Origin of the sequence: Streptomyces sp. NPDC001406 (genome assembly GCF_042895285.1) — a bacterium.
GTDB lineage: Bacteria > Actinomycetota > Actinomycetes > Streptomycetales > Streptomycetaceae > Streptomyces.
Genome location: NZ_JBIAWG010000006.1, coordinates 44,161 through 62,781, shown reverse-complemented (window position 1 = coordinate 62,781; position 18,621 = coordinate 44,161). Strand labels below are relative to the sequence as shown.

General features: G+C 71.9%; 12 protein-coding genes. 8 read left to right on the top strand and 4 right to left on the bottom strand.

Annotated elements, in window-relative coordinates:
• The first annotated feature begins 40 nt into the window (after positions 1 to 40).
• Complete coding sequence (locus ACFY1J_RS15730) at positions 41 to 526, top strand: GNAT family N-acetyltransferase (RefSeq protein ID WP_390731343.1); 486 nt, start codon at positions 41 to 43, stop codon at positions 524 to 526.
• Between the two features lie 18 nt (positions 527 to 544).
• On the opposite strand, the gene ACFY1J_RS15725 is transcribed toward ACFY1J_RS15730, so the two are convergent.
• The 4 genes from ACFY1J_RS15725 to ACFY1J_RS15710 all read right to left on the bottom strand — a co-directional run bounded on the left by ACFY1J_RS15725 (position 545) and on the right by ACFY1J_RS15710 (position 8,187).
• Positions 545 to 1,888: an amidase gene (locus ACFY1J_RS15725; RefSeq protein ID WP_390731342.1), complete on the bottom strand. Its 1,344-nt coding sequence runs from the start codon at positions 1,886 to 1,888 to the stop codon at positions 545 to 547.
• Positions 1,889 to 2,016: 128 nt separating this feature from the next.
• A complete protein-coding gene (locus tag ACFY1J_RS15720) occupies positions 2,017 to 6,750 on the bottom strand; it encodes a trypsin-like peptidase domain-containing protein (RefSeq protein ID WP_390705711.1) in 4,734 nt (1,577 codons plus the stop codon).
• A 2-nt stretch (positions 6,751 to 6,752) separates the two neighbouring features.
• Positions 6,753 to 7,103, bottom strand: coding sequence for a CU044_2847 family protein (locus ACFY1J_RS15715; protein ID WP_390705712.1), 351 nt, complete (start codon positions 7,101 to 7,103; stop codon positions 6,753 to 6,755).
• A gap of 22 nt (positions 7,104 to 7,125) precedes the next feature.
• A complete protein-coding gene (locus ACFY1J_RS15710) occupies positions 7,126 to 8,187 on the bottom strand; it encodes a LacI family DNA-binding transcriptional regulator (protein ID WP_390705713.1) in 1,062 nt (353 codons plus the stop codon).
• 220 nt (positions 8,188 to 8,407) lie between these two features.
• On the opposite strand from ACFY1J_RS15710, the gene ACFY1J_RS15705 reads away from it, so the two are divergent.
• From ACFY1J_RS15705 to ACFY1J_RS15675, 7 genes are all read left to right on the top strand, one after another.
• Entirely contained in the window at positions 8,408 to 9,700 is a 1,293-nt protein-coding gene (locus ACFY1J_RS15705) for an ABC transporter substrate-binding protein (protein ID WP_390731341.1), read from the top strand.
• A 6-nt stretch (positions 9,701 to 9,706) separates the two neighbouring features.
• The gene (locus ACFY1J_RS15700; RefSeq protein WP_390731340.1) at positions 9,707 to 10,603 is read left to right on the top strand and encodes a carbohydrate ABC transporter permease; all 897 of its coding nucleotides are present in this window, start codon (positions 9,707 to 9,709) and stop codon (positions 10,601 to 10,603) included.
• Complete coding sequence (locus ACFY1J_RS15695; protein ID WP_390705716.1) at positions 10,600 to 11,505, top strand: carbohydrate ABC transporter permease; 906 nt, start codon at positions 10,600 to 10,602, stop codon at positions 11,503 to 11,505. The genes ACFY1J_RS15700 and ACFY1J_RS15695 overlap by 4 nt, the downstream gene beginning before the upstream one ends.
• A gap of 29 nt (positions 11,506 to 11,534) precedes the next feature.
• Complete coding sequence (locus tag ACFY1J_RS15690) at positions 11,535 to 12,791, top strand: glycosyl hydrolase (RefSeq protein WP_390705717.1); 1,257 nt, start codon at positions 11,535 to 11,537, stop codon at positions 12,789 to 12,791.
• Entirely contained in the window at positions 12,788 to 14,830 is a 2,043-nt protein-coding gene (locus tag ACFY1J_RS15685; protein WP_390731339.1) for an endo-beta-N-acetylglucosaminidase, read from the top strand. Before ACFY1J_RS15690 ends, ACFY1J_RS15685 begins: the two co-directional genes overlap by 4 nt.
• Before the next feature lie 31 nt (positions 14,831 to 14,861).
• Entirely contained in the window at positions 14,862 to 17,882 is a 3,021-nt protein-coding gene (locus ACFY1J_RS15680) for an alpha-mannosidase (protein ID WP_390705719.1), read from the top strand.
• Between the two features lie 91 nt (positions 17,883 to 17,973).
• Entirely contained in the window at positions 17,974 to 18,441 is a 468-nt protein-coding gene (locus tag ACFY1J_RS15675) for a DUF4231 domain-containing protein (RefSeq protein ID WP_390705720.1), read from the top strand.
• Positions 18,442 to 18,621 lie beyond the last annotated feature (180 nt).

The window sequence follows — 18,621 nt, the reverse complement described above, 5'->3', positions numbered from 1 at the left end:
CATCGCGTTCGCCTGGCATGGGCGTGCGAGACTCACGCCCATGCTGATCAGAGAAGCCGTGGCCGACGACTGGCCACGGATCTGGCCCTTCTGGCACCGGATCGTCGCCGCCGCCGAGACATACGCCTGGGACCCGGACACCTCGCAGGAAGCGGCCCGGTCCCTGTGGATGGGTCCGGGAAAGCGGGTCTACGTCGCCGAGGACGACACCGGCGCCGTGGTCGGCTCCGCGTATCTCACCCCGAACTACGGCGGCCCCGTCGCGCGCGTCGCGGGCGCCGGGTTCATGGTCGACCCGGACCGGGCCGGCCGCGGCATCGGCCGTGCCCTCGCCGAACACCTCCTGGCCGAGGCCGGGACGCAGGGCTATCGCGCGATGGTCTTCAACGCCGTCGTGGAGACCAATCCCGCCGTGAAACTCTGGACCTCCCTCGGCTTCACGATCCTGGGCACGGTGCCGGAGGCGTTCGACCACCCCCGGCACGGCCGGGTGGGGCTGCACATCATGTACAAGGCACTGGGCTGACGGCGCGGGACGCGTGCGCTAGTCGAGAGGCGCCGTGCGCTGCCACGGGTGCAGCTTCTCCAACTGCTCGGCCAGCTCCAGCAGGGCCGCCTCGGTGCCCGGCCGGCCCACCAGTTGTACGGCGCAGGGGGCGCCCGAGGGCAGGGTGCCGAACGGCACGGACATCGCGGGCCAGCCCGTGAGGTTCCACGGTGGCGTCAGCGGCGAGTAGTTGGTGTTGGCCAGGACGTTGGGCAGCCAGCCCCGCTCGTGCCAGGGCACGGACCGGGGGGAGCGGCGGGCCAGGGCCGGGGTCAGCAGAACGTCGTGCTCGGTGAAGAAGGGGGTCAGCCGGCTCCGGAGGCGTTCGCGCCGCTCGCCGGTGCGCACTCCGCGTACGAAGCGGCGGCCGACGGCGGCGTGCACCCGGGTCCGCCGGGCCAGCCGCGCCGGGTCGAGGCCCTCGGCGTCCACCGCCGTACCCGCCGTCCAGTGCTGGAGCGCGGTGACGCCGAGCGAGAGGGGGTACGGCGGATTCGCCCGCCGCACCTGGTGACCGGCCCCGGAAAGCACACCCGCCGCCTCGCGGACCGCGGTCGTATACGGCTTGGTGACGGTGACACCGGCGAGGGGGCTGCGCAGCGAGACCGCGATCGTGCGGGTGGTGGGCTCCTCCCGGCGGATGAACTCCTCCTGGGCCAGCACCGAGAGCACCAGGCGCAGATCCTCGACGGTGGTCGCCAGCGGTCCGTTCTCCGACATGCCGAACCAGTCGCCGTTGCCGATCCCGGCCGGCACCACCCCGTGGCCCGGCTTCAGCGTGACGAGGCCGCAGTTGGCCGCGGGTATGCGCAGCGAACCCATGCCGTCGTTGCCGAGGGCGACCGGGACCATCCCGGCGGCCACCGCGGCCGCGCTGCCGCCCGAGGAACCGCCCGCCGTGCGCGAGGTGTCCCACGGGTTGCGGGAGGTGCCGAGCACGCCCTCCGTGGTACCGAAGATGCACAGCTCGGGCACATTGGTCAGGCCCACGACCACCGCGCCCGCCGCCCGCAGCCGGGCCACGGTGACATGGTCGTCGTCGGCCGGTGTGTCCGGGGTCGCCATCGAGCCGATGAGGGTGGACTCGCCGCGCACGGCCAGATTGTCCTTGACCGCCACGGGCACGCCCGCCAGGGGGAGTTCGGCCAGATCGGAGCGGTTCGCCAGCTCGTCGGCGGCCGTGAGCGCCGAGTCGGCCAGCACCTTGCGGAACGCGCCGATGCGGCCGTCGAGGCGGTCGATCCGCGCCAGGTGTTCCGCCACCACCTCCCGGGGAGTGACCCGCTTCTCGCGTACGGCGGCGGCGATCTCGGCGGCGGTCCGGCCGATCCAGCTGGTCACGGGCGCTCCTAGGGAGGGTGCGGGGTGGTGCGCGGGCGCGTACCGGTCGGTACGTAGGGAGAACTGTGCACGGTTGCGCGCGGCGCGTCGAGAGGTCGTCGGGGCCGGGGTGCCTGTCGAGCCGCCGGTCATCCCCTGCGCTCGACGTACGCCCGCAGGTCGGCGGGCAGCAGGTCCGCGATGCGCGACCGTTCCTCCGGGGTCGCTTCCGGGGCCGGCGCCAGCCGCAGCAGCCCGACGTGCGCGTCGGCGGGCTCGTGGGCCGCGATCAGCTTCTCGGCCGCCTCGATCCGCACGGTGACGGGCACGTCCTGGTCGGCGAGCACCGAACGCAGGACTTCCCGCGCCCGGTTGCGTGCCGAACGCCACCTCATGAGCCCGTCCGCCGCCAGGACACGGTGGCGGGCGGGTGCGTGTCCGTCCTCCACGACCCGTCGGTAGGCGGCCTCCGCCTCGCACCCGACGTCCAGCTTCACCCAGGCGGCAGCCACGCCGAGATGGGCCTCGGGGTCCGTCGTGCCGGGACCGGAGAGCGAGCGCAGGACGACACGGCCCTGTTCGCCCAGGTCCTCGGCGAGCAGAGCGGCGGCCCGCGCGCGGACGTCGACCGGACAGGCCGTGTCCGCGGCCAGGGCACGGACGACGGGAATGCGGTTGAGGGCGCCGCTCGCGGGGAGGTGCTCGCAGATGGCGACCCGGAGTTCCGGTGGCGTGGTGTCCTCGGTGGCGAGGGTGTGGCAGGACTCGTCGAGGCTCGCGCCGAGGGTCGTCACCGCCGCGATCCGCTCGGCGAGGGGTGCCGCGGAGTCCCGCACCCACGAGATGAGCTGCTCCCGCACCCGCTCCGAGGTGCCCTCGTCGTGCACCAGTAGCCACAGATGGCCCAGTCGGGTGACCGCTTCCGGGCGCCGCCGCTCGACGGACTCGGTCCAGTACGCCGCGGCCGCCCGGGGATCGACGCCGGCCAGCGCGCCCACCGGGACGATCACAGCCTCCTCGCCCTGGGCGAATGCGAGGGTCTGCCACACCGCCGGGTCGTACGCGGAGGATCCGGTTCCGCCCAGGGTCAGATGGAGGCTCAGCACGTGCATGGGGTCCGGGCTGACCCCGGCCATGAGGTCCTTCCAGCGCGGGTACGGAACCAGCCCGAGCAGAGCGCCGGCGGCCCGGGTGCGTGCCCACGGCTCGGCCGCGGGATCCTCCGCGATCCGGGTCAGGGTGCCCCGGAGGCGGGGGACGACGACGGCGACCTGCAGCAGGGACTCGTCCTCGATGTCCAGGAGGGATTCCGTGGGCACCGTCACGTCGTCGATCAACGCGTCCAGGCGTCTGCGCAGCGTCACGTCCGGGGTCATGGCATCGGCCAGGGCGAGAAGTCGCCACAGGTGCTCGTCGGGCAGCCCTGCCTCGTCGAGGACGCGGTGCAGGGTTTCGGCGGCGGCTCGCAGGTCGACGTCGGCCAGGTGGTCGACGGCCCTGATGCGGTCGAGCATGCCGACGCCGGTGTCCTCGGCGATGCGGCGCAGCAGGGCCGAGGCGGCGCCCCGGTCACCGGTCTTGAGCAGTTGGGCTGCCGCGTCGCGGCGCACCCGTCCCGGCACGGCGTCGTCCGCCGCGATGCCGTGGAGCAGACCGGCGGTGACGGCAGGGTCGACGTCCCCCAGGGCCTCCACCGCTTCGAGCCGGTCCGCCACCGCGACACCGGCGTCCTCGGCCATGCGCAGCAGGGGCGTCCGCAGCAGGTCCGAGGCGCCCAGGCCGATGAGCGAGGAGACGTGTGCGAGACGGTCGGTGACCGTGTTGCGCGGATCCTCGAAGGCGTCGACCAGGATCTGCCGGGATCTGACCGACTCCCCGAGTTCGCGCAGGAGTTCGGAGACCCGCGTAAGGTGCCAGCGGTCGACCGAGAGAGCGCCGAGGCATTCGGCGGCGACGGCCGGCCGGTCGAGCCGGATCAGCCGCCCGACGGCCCGGAGCCGGGTGTACTGGCTCAGCCGGCCGTCGCGTGCCACGCGTTCGACGAGGGCCGCGTCGTGGATGCTGTCCACCGCGATGGCGATCGCGTCCTCGGACGACCCCGGGCTCTGTACGACCTGTGTGCACAGCAGACGCATCGTCTCCTGGTCCGGGTGTCCCCGGTGTCCGGGGAAGTACTGGGTGGCCCGGTGCCGCAGATACAGCGGAACCGTGGGGTCCGCGCACAGTTCCTCCAGGAGATCGGGCCAGGCGCGCACCAGCAGAACGCCGCTCAGATAGTCGATGATGTGCGGGTCCTCGGCCTGCAGGGGATGCCCGGCCAGGGCGTCGGTGAGCGCCACGCACGTCTGCGGCGGCAGGTCGTCGGGGAGCAGCCGCAGCAGGTTCTCGACGTACAGCCGGGGGAAGTCCGCGGTGCGCAGGAGCAGGGCGAGCGCGTCGGTTCCCGCGGCCTCGTCCAGTGCGAGGAGCGCGACGGCGGCCTCCTGCCGGGTCTCCGGCACATGGTCGCGATCCCCGGCCAGAGCCGTCAGGCGACGGCACGCGGCCTCGGGATCGCCCGCCCGCGCGAGGTGTGTGGCCGCCACGACCCGCAGGTCGGCCGGAAGATCCGGGTCGTCGGCGAGTTCGGCGGCGAGGGCCGCGGCCTGTTCCGCGCCGCGCCGCACGTAGTGCCTCAGCGCCCCGGAGCGCGCCCAGTGCGGGACGGTGGGATCGCCGATGACGTCGACCAGGCCCGGAGCATCGAGCACCGCGTACAACCGGTCCAGCACTGTGTCCACGTCGAGGTCGCCCACGGTGACGTCGCCGCCGTCGTACAGCTTGAGCACGGCCCGGGTGAACCGCACCGTGAGCCGCTCGTCCGTGACGAGTTCGTCGCTGAGGACCGTGGCGCACAGCAACAGGTCGCGCCAGCCGCCCCCGTCCACGACCGTGCGCAGGAACTCGGCGATCGGCGAGCCCTGTTCGTGCCAGCGGGCGGCCATGAACAGGGCCTGGTTGGGACGCTCGGCCGCGATCGCCTCGCGCACCGTGCGCAGGGCTTCCGGATCCTTCGGGTCGAGGCGGTCGGCCAGGGCATGGCCGGCCAGATACTCCTGGACCGTGTGGTGAAGGAAGTAGAGGTCCTCGCCGCGCTGTCGCACCAGACCGGTGAACGTGAGCGCGCGCAGCACGGTCTCCCGCGCCGCGGCATGGGGCGGGTCGTGGTCGGCGAGCAGTTCGAGGACCTGGTCGAGCAGTGAGCGGGTGTCCCCGCGCTGCCTCAGCTCCGCCACCGGATGCAGGGCGTCGTACACCCGCTCCAGCAGCAGGGGCGTGATGCCGTGGACGGCCGGGTCGCTCCGTACGAGCCGCTGGGCTCCCTTCTCCCGGAGGATGCCGATGAACCGCGCGTAGAGCCCGGCGGGGTTGCGCGGCAGGTCCCGCACGGCGGCGACCGCACAGATCATGGTCAGGTACAGCGGATTGCGCGCCACCTCGGCGAGCCGTCCGCGGCGCAGCTCGCCGGCCAGCGCGCCCGCCCGCCGCCCCGCGTCCTCGACGTCGAGCGCCTCGAACCACGCATGGGCGAGCTGCTCGATCTCGTCGTCGTCGAATTCGAGCAGGGCGTACCGCTCCAGCTCGTCCAGCCGGTTCATCTCCGCCGTCACCAGCGACCGGGTGGCCACCACGAAGCGCAGATACGGCTCACGCGCCCACCGCTGGATCAACCGGATGACCCTGCCGCGGTCCCCGGGGTCCAGCACTTCGTCGAGCCCGTCGACGCAGACGAGCCAGTCGACCGTCGGCATCGGCCCGTTCTCGAAGAGTTCCGGTGCCGGCGAGCGACGCAGACCCGGCAGATCCCGCGCCAGCGCGTCGGCCAGCGCCTCGGGCAGCGGGCGGTCCAGCAGTTGGTCGGCCGCGACCAGCACCGGGACGTACGAGGGTGCCGGGCCGGGGTCCCCGAGCCATGCGGAGGCGGCGGTGAAGACCAGACGGCGCAGCAGGCTCGACTTGCCGCTGCCCGCGCCTCCGGTGAAGAGCACATGGCGGTGCTCGGCGAGCGCACGCCCGGCGGCGGACCTGCCTCGGCCGGCCGGGCGGTGGCCGGGGCTCTCCTCGGCCCGGTCCTCGGTGTGCGAGGCCTCCTGGCGGACGTAGACCGTGGACAGCGGGATGCCGCCGGGATCGGTGAGCAGGGCGGCGTAGGGATGCTCGTCGGCGGCCTCCCGCGCCGCCTCCAGGTAGTCACGCAACAACGCGCCCGGATACCTGAACCCGCCCGCGCGCAGCTGTTCGTCCGTGAGCGTCCCCAGCCAGGCGACCGGCGCCTGCGGAACCGGGCAGCGGGCCACGACCTCGGAGATCGGGACCAGGTGCGCGCTGCCCGCCTTGTTGGAGCGCGCCAGCATCCCGCACACCGCGCCCGTGCGCTCGTTGACGACCGGGCTGCCGCTGAAGCCCTCGCCGACCGGTGTGCCGTAGCCGCGGGGCATCGGCATCGCGCCGTCGAAGGCGAGCCGGGAGTCGCCCTGGTACTCCAGGCCGGCCCACTGGCCCGCGCGGTAGTCGCCCCGGGGATGGCCGTAGGCCCACATGCGGTCGCCGAACTCGACGTACGGGGAGGTCAGGGCGCACGGCGCCGAGGACGCCTGCGGAGTGAAGCGCAGGAACGCGATGTCCAGGCCGTTCACCCCCCGGTACCGTTCGTCGTCCGACACCGTGAGCGTCAGTTCGGCGCCCGCGCCGATGCGCCCGCGCACGCCGCCCGGCCCTGACACCACATGGGCGCATGTCACCACCACGCCCGGGGCGATCACGAAGCCGGTTCCGCCGGAGCCCGCCTCCGGCAGGTCCAGCGCGACGGTCGCCGCCTCCAGCAACTCCCTCCAGCCGGCCACCCCTACGCTCCCGGAGCCTCCGGCGCGCTCCACTCCAGGGTCACCTTCCAGGTGGACCTGGACGACGCCTTGCCCACCACCGCCAGGAACTGTCCGGTGTCGAAGGAGACGTCGCAGCCGAACTCGACCGTGGCCTTCGACGCCCCCGTCTGCTGGAGTCGCGTGCCCATGGCACGGGCGACCGCCGTCAGGCCGTCGAGTACCGGTTCGAGACGCGGGCGGCGCCAGCCGATCTCCTGTTCCTCACCCAGGTCGAGCCCCGGCTGCCGTTCCCCGGGAGCGACCGACATCAGCACCGTCTGGCCGTCGATCTCGACCGGGACCATCGTCTCCGCGCCCTCGTCCAATCCCATGTTCCTTCCCCCGTGGCCGACTTCAGACGGACGGCTCATCGTAGCGAGCGGCGGCCGCGGTGCTGCCCCGGACCGTCAGGCGCGGCACCGGCACCCGCACCGCGCGCGCCGCGCCCCCGTCCAGCAGCGCGGTCAGCTCGCGTGCCGCCGTACGCCCGAACTCCCCGCTGTCCCGGGACAGCGCCGACAGCCACGGCTTGACCATGCGGCACAGCGCCGAGTCCTCCCAGGACACCACGGACACGTCCGCGGGTACGGAGAAGCCGAGTTCGGCAGCGGCGGCGACACCGGCGACGGCCATCACGTCGTTGTCGTAGATGAGGGCGGTCGGGGGAGGGGAGCCGCGCAGCACCCGACGGGTCACGGCCGCGCCCTCGGCGTCCGAGTAGTCGGTGGTCACCGACGTCACCCCGGTCAGGCCGCGCCGCTCGGCCTCGGCGCGCAGCGTGCGGATGCGGCGCTGGGTGTGCGCGAGCCCGGGCAGTCCGGCGATGTGGACGATCCGGCGATGGCCGAGGGCGGTCAACTCGTCGACGACCGAGGCCATCGCGCCCGCGTCGTCCGCCCACACCGTCGACAGCCCCGGGTGCCGCTCGTCGGGCGCGCCGCCGATCACCACGGCGGGCAGGCCGAGTTCGTCCAGCAGGTCGGGGCGCGGGTCGTCCGCGCGCGGGTCCACGACGAGCACACCGTCCACCCGGTGCTCGGCCCACCAGCGCCGGTACACCGCGCACTCGTCGGCGACGTCCTCCACCACCTGGAACAGCAGCCCGAGATGACGCTCCGCCAGCACCTCCTGGATCCCGGAGACGAGCTGCAGGAAGAAGGAGTCCACGCCGAGCGTGTGGGCGGGACGGGCCAGGACGAAGCCGACCGTGGCCGCGCCCTCCCCGGACAGGGCGCGGGCCGCCGTGCTGGGCCGCCAGCCCAGCTGCTCGGCGACCCGGCGCACCCGGTCGCGGGTGACCTCGGAGACGCCCGGACGGCCGTTGAGCGCGAAGGACACCGCGCTCTCGGAGACACCGGCGCGCTGCGCGATGTCCTTCATCGTCGGCCGGCGGGCGGGGGAACGCTTGGCTGTCACGTTGCTCCCATTTCTGCGGGGATTACAGCTAATGCGCTTGAGTGCAAGAACCCTAAAGCGCATTAGCGATCCGTCGCAAGTTTTCAGCCACACCGCATTGACCTGCACTAATGTCAGGGGAATTTCTTTAGCTGCGGCCAATCCATTGACTTCTTCCGAACGCCGCGGGCATGGTCGCTGGCGTCCCAGCCGCCGACGCCGCCAAGGGAGCCGTGTCACCGTGCCCACATCCCGCAGAGCCTTCGCCGCTGCCGCCGTCGCCGCCCTCGTCCTGCCGCTGAGTGCCTGCGGCTCCGGCGACGACGGCGGCGGATCTACCGACGCCTCCGGCAAGGTCGAGGGCGACATCACCTTCCAGACCTGGAATCTGCGCGCCAACTTCAAGTCCTACTTCGAGGGCGTGATCGCCGCCTTCGAGAAGAAGTACCCCGGGACCCACGTCAAGTGGATCGACCAGCCGGCCGAGGGATACGCCGACAAGATAAGCGCCGACGCCGCCGGCGGCACCCTGCCCGACGTCGTCAACGTCTCACCCGACCTCGTTGCCCCGCTGGCCAGGGCGGGCCTCGCGCTCGACCTCGACAAGGCCGCCGCCAAGTACAAGTCCGAGTATCTTGACGGGGCGTGGGCGAGCCACCGGATACCGGGGACGAGCGGGACGTACGCCTTTCCCTGGTATCTGAACACTGGCCCGCTGTTCTACAACAAGTCCCTGTTCAAGAAGGCCGGGCTCGACCCGGAACAGCCCCCGAAGACCTACGACGAACTCTTCGCCGACGCCCTGAAGCTGGCCGGGCAGAGCGACGGCAAGGTCGCCACCCTCGCCAACGTGCCCACGATCGAGGACTTCGGCCGCTACGGCGTCGAGCTCATGAACCGGCAGGGCACCGGCTTCGCCTTCAACGACGCGAAGGGCGTCGAACTCCTGGCCAAATACAAGGAGTTGTACGACGCCAAGGCGCTCGACCCGCAGGCCCTGACCGCGACCCCGGAGTCCTCCGGCAAGAAGTTCCTCACCGAGGCCGTCGCCATGAACCCCGGCAGCGCCCTCGACCTCGGCAACTTCAAGAAGCAGGCGCCGAACCTGTACCGGAACATCGGCATCACCGACCAGATCACCAGCACCGGCCACGTCAACATGTATGTGATGGGCGTGATGGTCAACTCCCGCACCAAGCACACGCCCGCCGCGGTCGCCTTCGCGCACTATGTGACCGACGCGCGGAACCAGATGTCCTTCGCCAAGAAGGTGGCCATCTTCCCGAGCACCGCCGGCTCCCTCGACGATGCGTACTTCACCAAGGAGGACGGGACCGACGAGACGAAGGTGCGGATCGCCGCCGCCAAGTCCCTGAAGAACGCGGTCAATTACACACCGGTGCTGTTCAGCGAGCAGATGAAGACCGCGCTGCGCAACGAGGTCGCCAAGGCGCTGCAGGGCAAGGAGAGCCCCAAGACGGCTCTTGACAACGCTGTCAAGGCCTGCGACCAGCTCCTTCAGCAGCAGGGCTGAACCGGCATGGCGGATCTCACGGTACGGTCCCGGGTGCGGCGCCAACTGCCCACCAGCCCCTGGCTGTTCGCGGCCCCGGGGCTCCTCGTCACGGGTGTCTTCGTGCTCTACCCCTTCCTCTCCACCCTGTACAACTCCCTCACCGACCGGCGCACCCTGATCCCGGGCCGCTTCGTGGGCCTCGCCAACTTCCGTGAGCTGCTCCACGACGGCATGTTCTGGACCGGGCTGCGCAACAGCTCCCTGTACGTCCTCGGCGTCGTACCGGCGCTGGTCGTCCTGCCCCTGCTGCTCGCCCTGCTGGTCCAGAAGAACATCCCCGGCATCACCTTCTTCCGGTCCGCCTTCTACACCCCGGTCGTCGCGTCGATCGTCGTGGTCGGGCTCATCTGGGTGTGGCTGCTGGACGAACGAGGGCTGGTCAACTCCCTCCTGGAGACGGCCGGGATCGGCCGGGTCGGCTTCCTCAGCGACCAGTGGCTGCTCTTGCTGAGCGCCATGGCCGTCACGGTCTGGAAGGGTCTCGGCTACTACATGATCATCTATCTGGCCGCGCTGGCGAACGTCCCCCGCGAACTGCACGAGGCCGCGGCGGTGGACGGCGCGGGCCCGGTGCGCCGCTTCCTCGCGGTCACCGTGCCCGCCGTGCGCCCGACCATGGTCCTGGTCGCCGCGCTCTCCTCGGTCGCCGCCTTCAAGGTGTTCTCCGAGGTCTATCTGATGGCGGGCCCGAGCGGCGGCCCGGCCGGCGAGGACACCACCCTCGTGATGCTCGTCCAGCGCACCGGTACCGGCCTGACCGGCCGCGTCGGCTACGCATCCGCCCTCTCGGTCGTCGTCTTCGCCGTGACCGTCGTACTGATGCTGCTGGTCCTGCGCGCCGACCGGAGGGACGAGACATGAGCGTCATGGAGAAGGTACGGCCCCCGCGGGCGCCCGCCGCCGCCCGGGAGACCCGGGTCACCGACGAGCACGGACGCCGCATCCGGGTGTGGGAACTGGTGCTGCGCTACACGCTGTTGCTCATCGTGCTCGCGCTCACCGTCGGACCGTTCCTGTGGCAGCTGTCCACCTCGCTCAAGGGCCCCACCGAGGACATCTTCAGCTCCCCGCCCACGTTCCTGCCCGGGCACCCGACACTGCACAACTACGCGCGGGTCGCCGACACCATCCCCGTCTGGGACTACGCCCTCAACTCGCTGAAGGTCGCCGGCGCCAACGTCGTGACCAACTGCGTCGGTTCGGCGCTCGCCGGGTACGCCCTGGCCCGGCTGCGCTACCGGGGCCGCGGGGTCGCCACCCTCGCCTTCGTCCTGGCGATGCTCGTGCCCGTCGAGGGCATCGTCATCGCCCAGTTCACCACCATGCGTGAACTCGGCCTCAACAACACCCTCGTCGGTGTCGTCCTGCCCGGCTCCATCGGCGCCATGAACGTCCTGCTGATGCGCAACGCCTTCCGCAACCTCCCGTACGAGATCGAGGAGGCGGCCTTCGTCGACGGCGCGAGCGCCTGGCAGCGGTTCCTGCGGATCGCCCTGCCCTCGGTCAAGGGGACCCTCGCCGTCGTCGCGATCTTCGCCTTCATGGGCGCCTGGGACGACTTCCTGTGGCCGCTCATCGTGCTCAGCGACCCGTCCAAATTCACCCTCACCATCGGACTCAACTATCTGCACGGCACCTTCGCGGGCGACGAACGGCTCGTCGCCGCCGGCACGGTCATCGCCGTGGCACCGCTCATCGCCCTCTTCGCCTGTCTCCAGCGGTACTTCTTCCGCGGGGTCGGCGAGGGCGCCGTCAAGGGGTGAACCCCGATCACCGCTCGCAAGGACACCGCATGCCTCCTGCCGTGCGCTTCGGCGTCAACTACACCCCGAGCGAAGGGTGGTTCCACCACTGGCTGGACTTCGACCCGGACTCCGTACGCGCCGACCTCGACTCGATCGCCGCACTGGGCCTGGACCACATCCGGGTCTTCCCGCTGTGGCCGTACTTCCAGCCGAACCGCACACTGATCCGGCCGCGTGCCGTGGAGCAGCTCGTCGCGCTCGCCGACGCGGCCGCCGAGCGCGGGCTCGACGTCAACGTGGACGGACTGCAGGGGCACTTGAGCAGCTTCGACTTCCTGCCCGCCTGGACGGGTACCTGGCACCGGCGCAACCTCTTCACGGACCCGGACGTGGTCGAGGCGGAGGCCGACTATCTGCGGACCCTCGCGGCCGCCCTCGCCGACCGGCCCAACTTCATCGGGATGACGATCGGCAACGAGGTCAACCAGTTCGCCGCCGGGCCCCACCCCGACCCCGACCGCATCACCTCCGAGCAGGCGGCACAGTGGCTGTCCCGGCTCCTCGCCGCCTGCGCCGAGGGCGCTCCCGGCCGGCTCCATCTGCACGCCTCGTACGACGCCGCCTGGTACCAGGACGACCAGCCGTTCACCCCGGAGCACTCGGCCCGCCTGGGCGACGTCACCGCCGTGCACTCCTGGGTCTTCAACGGCACCGCCCAGCGCCACGGCCGCGCCTCCGTGCCGACCGAGCACCACGCCGCGTATCTGATCGAACTGAGCAAGGCCTGGGCCGACGACCCGCACCGGCCCGTGTGGCTCCAGGAGGTCGGCGCGCCCGCACCGCTCGTCCCGGCCGCACACGCGGCCGCGTTCACCGAGGCGACCGTCGCGAACGCGCTGGACTGTCCCGATCTGTGGGGCATCACCTGGTGGTGCTCCCACGACGTCTCCCGCACCCTCGCCGACTTCCCCGAACTCGAATACACGTTGGGCCTGTTGACCAACGGCCGACGGCCCAAGGACATCGCGCGCGTGCTCGCGGCCGCGGCCCGCGAACCCCGGGCCGAACCCACCGCCCGCGGTACGGCACTCGTCGTACCGGCCGAACCGGCCCACCGCTCCCGGTGCGCCCCCGGCGGACCCGTCTTCGACGCCTTCTTCCGGCTGGCCGCGGACGGCGCCCGCCCCACCACCGTCCTCGACTCCCGCGCGGACGACAAGGACCACCTCGCCGCCCGCGGCATCACCGAAGTCGTCACTTCCGACCAGGTACTCCCCACCCCACAAGGAGGCACCCGCTCGTGAACCCCACCAGACGCACCGTCCTGATCGCCGCCGGCGCGGCGGCCCTGGCCCCGTCCCTGCCCGCCACCGCGGCCCCGGTGGCCACCCCCGCGACTCAGCCGTACGCCTCCTACTGGTACCCGGACTCGTTCCCCTCGGGCACCCCGGACACCGGCATCACCTGGCGCAGCCTGAAGAGCTGGCGGGCCGCCGACGACCCCGACCTCGCCTTCAACGCGGCCTCGGTGCCGCTCGCCGCCCGCTTCACGCCGACCCCGGCCAACACCACCGCCCGCTCGGGCCAGGCCCGCATCCAGGCACTGGTCTCCTTCGGGCCCACGTCGAGCAACCCGTCCCAGGGCTCCGCCACCGCCGACCACTACGCCCTCACCCACTGGGCGTACCTGGACGAACTCGTCTTCTGGGGCGGCTCGGCGGGCGAGGGGCTGATCCTCGCCCCGAACGCGCCGATCGTGGACGCCGCCCACCGGCACGGCGTCCCCGTCCTCGGCAACATCTTCCTGCCGCCCGTCGCCTACGGCGGACAGCTCCAGTGGACCCGCGACCTCGTCCAGAAGGACTCCGCCGGGCACTACCCGCTGGCCGCGCAGCTCGTCGCCGTGGCAGCTGCTTACGGCTTCGACGGCTGGTTCGTGAACGCCGAGACGGGCGGCGGGAACAGCGCCCTGGGCTCCGCCATGCTCGGTTTCGTACGGGAGCTGAAGTCCCTCGCCGCGGCGAAGGGGCAGCGGGTCACCTGGTACGACGCCATGACCGTGAACGGGAGCGTGAGCTGGCAGGGGGCGCTCGACAGCCAGAACCAGGCGTTCTTCCAGGCCGCCGACGACATGTTCGTCGACTTCCGGTGGAGCTCGGGCACGCTCGCCTCCTCGGGGCGCAAGGCCGTCCAACTGGGGCGCAACCGCTATGAGTTGTGGGCGGGGGTCGATGTCGAGTCCAACGGCTCGAACACCTCGGTGAACTGGGACGCGATCGTGCCGACCGGGAAAGCTCATGTCACCTCGATCGGCTTCTACCGGCCCGAGTGGACGCGCAACCATCTGCCGGCGGGGCGCACCCCGGGCGACTTCCACGCCGCCGACGACCGGTTCTGGACCGGGCGGTCGCTGGATCCGTCGCGGCCGGACGGGAGCGACCCGTGGCGGGCGCCGGCGGTGTCGGTCGCGGACCGCTCGACCGTGTCGTCGGTGCCGTTCGCGAGCGTCTTCAACACCGGGCACGGGCTGCGCTGGTACGAGGAGGGGGCGGTCACCTCGGACACACCGTGGAACCACCTCGGCCTCCAGGACCGGCTGCCGTCCCGTCGGTGGGCGGTGCGCACGACGGGGCAGCGGCCGACCGTCACCTTCGACTTCGCGGACGCGTGGCGGGGTGGCAGCAGTGTGCTGGTGGACGGTGAACTGGATCAACCGGTCGTGCTGGACCTGTATGCGACACGACTGCCGATCACTGTTGACACGGTTGTCGAGCTGACGCATCGGGCCGATGCAGGGGGTGTGAACGTCGAGCTCGCCGTCGCCACCGCCGAGCCGGGCACCGCCGGTGCGACACCGCCGTACACGTATCTGTCGGGTGGCTCCAGTGGATCCGGTGGCTCTGGTTTTTGTGGCTCGGCTGTGAACTCGGTCAACGGCTGGCAGACCACGACCGTACGGCTCACAGGCCTGTCCGGCACCCTCCACGCGATCGGCGTCCGGCTCACCGCGACCGACAGCCCCGTCCGCTGGCGGCTGGGCGGACTCGCCGTCCAAGACACGCCCCGGACCCCCGCCGCCCCCACCGACGCCCGGATCACCGCCGCTTCCGGGGGCGACCTGCGCTTCGCCTGGGGCGCCGCTCCCGGCGACGTACGCCACTACGAGCTGCACCGCCTGCTGCCCGACGGCACCCGCCGCTTCCTCGGCGGCACCTGTCAGCGGGCGTACTTCGTCCCCGGACTCCGGCCCGAACAGGGCGAGCAGACGGCACGGTTCGAAGTGCGGGCCGTGGGGGAGCTCTACACCGCGTCGGCCCCCGTGACCGTCACGCACACCTGGTAACCGCCCTCGACCCAGCAACGGAGCACCCCGCATGCATGACGACCGCAGCCTGGTCGAAGCCCGTCTCAGGCGCGTCCTCGACGAACGCGTCCGCCCCGCCGTGTACCCCGAGTCCGTGCCCCTCCAGGTGGCGGTGTGGCACGCGCCCGGCGAGCCCGTACCGGTCGACGAGGGGCTCGCGGCCGAGCCCGAGCCGATCGCGGTGGGCGCCCGGTGGGGTGCTCCCTGGGGCACCAGTTGGTTCCGGGTGACCGGGACCGTGCCCGAGGCCTGGGCCGGGAGGACCGTCGAAGCCCTCCTCGACCTCGGCTTCGACGAGAACATGCCCGGCTTCCAGTGCGAGGGCCTGGTCTACCGGCCCGACGGCACCCCGGTGAAGGGCCTCAACCCGCGCAACCAGTGGGTGCGCATCGGCGCGCCCGTCGAGGGCGGCGAGGAGGTACGGCTGCACATCGAGGCCGCCTCCAACCCCGTCATCCTCGACTACCACCCCTTCCGGCCCACACAGCTGGGCGACAGGGACACCGCGGGCAGCGAACCGCAGTACACCCTTGCCCGCATGGACCTCGCGGTCTTCGACGAGACCGTGTGGCAGCTGGTGATCGACCTGGAGGTGCTCGGCGAGCTGATGGCCGAACTGCCCGTGGAGTCGGCGCGCCGCTGGGACATCCTGCGGGCGCTGGAACGGGCGCTCGACGCCATCGACCTGCAGGACGTCAACGGGTCGGCGGCCGCGGCCCGTTCCTGCCTCACCGAGGTCCTCGCGGCCCCTGCCGTCCCCTCCGCCCACCGCATCAGCGCCGTCGGTCACGCGCACATCGACTCGGCGTGGCTGTGGCCGCTGCGCGAGACGGTCCGCAAGGTGGCCCGTACGACGGCCAACATGACCGCCCTCATCGAGGAGGAGCCCGACTTCGTCTTCGCCATGTCGCAGGCCCAGCAGTGGGCGTGGGTGAAGGAGCACCGGCCCGAGGTGTGGGCGCGAGTGAAGAAGGCGGTGGCGGACGGACGGTTCGTGCCGGCCGGTGGCATGTGGGTGGAGTCGGACACCAACATGCCGGGCTCGGAGGCGATGGCCCGTCAGTTCGTGCACGGCAAACGGTTCTTCCTCGACGAGTTCGGCATCGAGAACGACGAGGCCTGGCTGCCGGACACCTTCGGCTTCGCGGCCGGCCTGCCGCAGATCATCAGGGCCGCGGGCGCCAAGTGGCTGCTGACGCAGAAGATCTCCTGGTCGCAGACCAACAAGTTCCCGCACCACACCTTCCAGTGGGAGGGCATCGACGGCACGCGCATCTTCACGCACTTCCCGCCCGTCGACACCTACAACTGCTCCATGCGCGGCGCCGAGATCGCCCACGCGGCCCGCAACTTCAAGGACAAGGGGTCCGCCCGGCAGTCCCTCGCGCCCACCGGCTGGGGAGACGGAGGCGGTGGCACGACCCGCGAGATGGTCGCCAAGGCGGCCCGCCTGCGTGATCTGGAGGGCTCGGCGACGGTCGTCTGGGAGACACCCGCGGCCTTCTTCGAGAAGGCGGAGGCCGAGTACGCCCATCCGCCCGTCTGGGTCGGCGAGCTCTATCTCGAACTCCACCGCGCCACCCTCACCAGCCAGGCGCGGACCAAGCAGGGCAACCGCCGCAGCGAACACCTCCTGCGCGAGGCGGAGCTGTGGGCCGCGACGGCCGCCGTGCGCACCGGATTCCCCTACCCCTACGAGGAGTTGGACCGGATCTGGAAGACGGTCCTGCTGCACCAGTTCCACGACATCCTGCCCGGTTCCTCCATCGCCTGGGTGCACCGCGAGGCCCGCGCCACGTACGAACGTCTCGCCGCCGAACTCGGCGCGATCATCGACGCGGCCCAGCGGGCCCTGGCCGGCGAAGGCCCGGCCCTCCTCGCCTTCAACGCGGCCCCGCACACCCGGGCCGGCATCCCGGCGGGCGGCGCGGGCACCCCGGTGACCGAGGGCGCGACGACCCTGGCACCCGGCCCGGACGGCGGACACGTCCTGGACAACGGCCTGCTGCGGATCGTGATCGACGCCCACGGCCTGGTCGTGTCGGCGTACGACATCGACGCCGACCGCGAGACGATCGCCCCGGGCCGGGCCGCCAACCTCCTGCAACTCCACCCGGACTTCCCGAACATGTGGGACGCCTGGGACGTCGACGCCTTCTACCGCAACACGGTCACGGACCTCACGGACACCGACGAGGTGAATCCGGGGGAGGACGGCCGGTCGGTGCGGATCGTACGGTCCTTCGGTGCCTCCCGGGTCACCCAGGTGCTGTCGCTGCCGCCGGGCGAGCGGCGACTGGTCCTCGACACCGAGGTCGACTGGCACGAGACGGAGAAGTTCCTCAAGCTGGCCTTCCCGCTGGATCTGCACGCCGAACGGTACGCGTCCGAGACCCAGTTCGGGCACTTCCACCGCCCCACGCACACCAACACCTCCTGGGAGGCGGCCAAGTTCGAGGCCTGCAACCACCGCTTCGTCCATCTGGAGGAGCCCGGGTGGGGTGTCGCGGTCGTCAACGACTCGACGTACGGCCATGACGTGACCCGTACCGTGCGCACCGACGGCGACCGCGGTACGACCACCACGGTGCGCGTTTCCCTGCTGCGCGCCCCGCGCTTCCCCGACCCCGAGACCGACCAGGGCGTCCACCGCTTCCGGCACGCCCTGGTACCGGGCGCGGGCATCGGCGACGCGGTCCGCGAGGGCTGGCGGATCAACCTCCCGGAACGCCGGCTGACCGGCGCCCACGAGGTCGCCCCGCTGGTGACGGTGGACGACTCCGCGATCGTGATCACGGCGGTGAAGCTCGCCGACGACGGCAGCGGCGACGTCGTGGTGCGCCTGCACGAGGCCCACGGAGGACGGGCCGGGGCCACGCTGACGGCGGGCTTCGAGGTCGCGGACGTCACGGCCACGGACCTGTTGGAGCGCGCGTGGGACGAGGGGGAGCCGCCGCAGCGGGACGGCGACCGCATCACCGTACGGCTGCGCCCGTTCGAACTGCTGACGTTGAGGCTGCGCAGGGGATGAACCCGCGGTACGCACGGCCGGCGCCCGGTGTGTCCGGCCGTGCGTCCGCCCGGGGTTTCCCCGGCGCGGGCCCGGCCACGATGATGTGCCGATGAGACGAAGAAGGGTCCCCGACAACTCCTGGGCCGCGGAACCGGATCCCCTGCTCGCCCTCGCCCGACGGGAGTTGGCGTTCTACGCACGGACCTGTGACCGGGCCAGGAGGCTGCACCACGTCACCGAACTCGGCGCTCTCCTCACCACGTCGGTGACGGTGGTGGCCGCCGGTCTGCACGCTCCCGCCTGGCTGACCGCTCTGATCGCGGGTGGCGCCGTCTTCTTCACCGGCATGCGTCAGCTGTACGGCGCCGGTTCGCGCTGGGTGCTGGCCGCGCAGGCGCGCGAGACCCTGCGCCGGGCGATCGACCGCTACGTCCTCCTGCCCGAGCCCGAACGAGACACCACGGCCCGGCAGGCGTTGCAGACGGTGGTCGAGGAGGTCGGGGCCAATGAGCTACGTGCCTGGTCCGAGGCACGGGGAGGGCGTCCGGAGCCACCGGTGCCTGTGGTGGGTGGGTGACCGGGCGCGGGTGGGGTAGGGCCCCGGCAGGGTTTTGAGCTGCTCCTCGATCTTGCCTGCGTGCTGGCCGGTGCCGGTGGTGGGTGGCTGACTGGGTGCGCGTGGGGCAGGGCCCCGGCTGGGTCTTGGGTCGTTCCTCGATCTTGCCTGCGTGCGGGCCGGTGCCCGCGGCGGGAGGAT

Bases quoted from the DNA above. Each gene is read 5' to 3' on its own strand.
- ACFY1J_RS15695 (WP_390705716.1), top strand. From the start codon at position 10,600: ATGAGCGTCATGGAGAAGGTACGGCCCCCGCGGGCGCCCGCCGCCGCC.
- ACFY1J_RS15700 (WP_390731340.1), top strand. From the start codon at position 9,707: ATGGCGGATCTCACGGTACGGTCCCGGGTGCGGCGCCAACTGCCCACC.
- ACFY1J_RS15675 (WP_390705720.1), top strand. From the start codon at position 17,974: ATGAGACGAAGAAGGGTCCCCGACAACTCCTGGGCCGCGGAACCGGAT.
- ACFY1J_RS15680 (WP_390705719.1), top strand. From the start codon at position 14,862: ATGCATGACGACCGCAGCCTGGTCGAAGCCCGTCTCAGGCGCGTCCTC.
- ACFY1J_RS15730 (WP_390731343.1), top strand. From the start codon at position 41: ATGCTGATCAGAGAAGCCGTGGCCGACGACTGGCCACGGATCTGGCCC.
- ACFY1J_RS15690 (WP_390705717.1), top strand. From the start codon at position 11,535: ATGCCTCCTGCCGTGCGCTTCGGCGTCAACTACACCCCGAGCGAAGGG.
- ACFY1J_RS15715 (WP_390705712.1), bottom strand. From the start codon at position 7,103: ATGGGATTGGACGAGGGCGCGGAGACGATGGTCCCGGTCGAGATCGAC.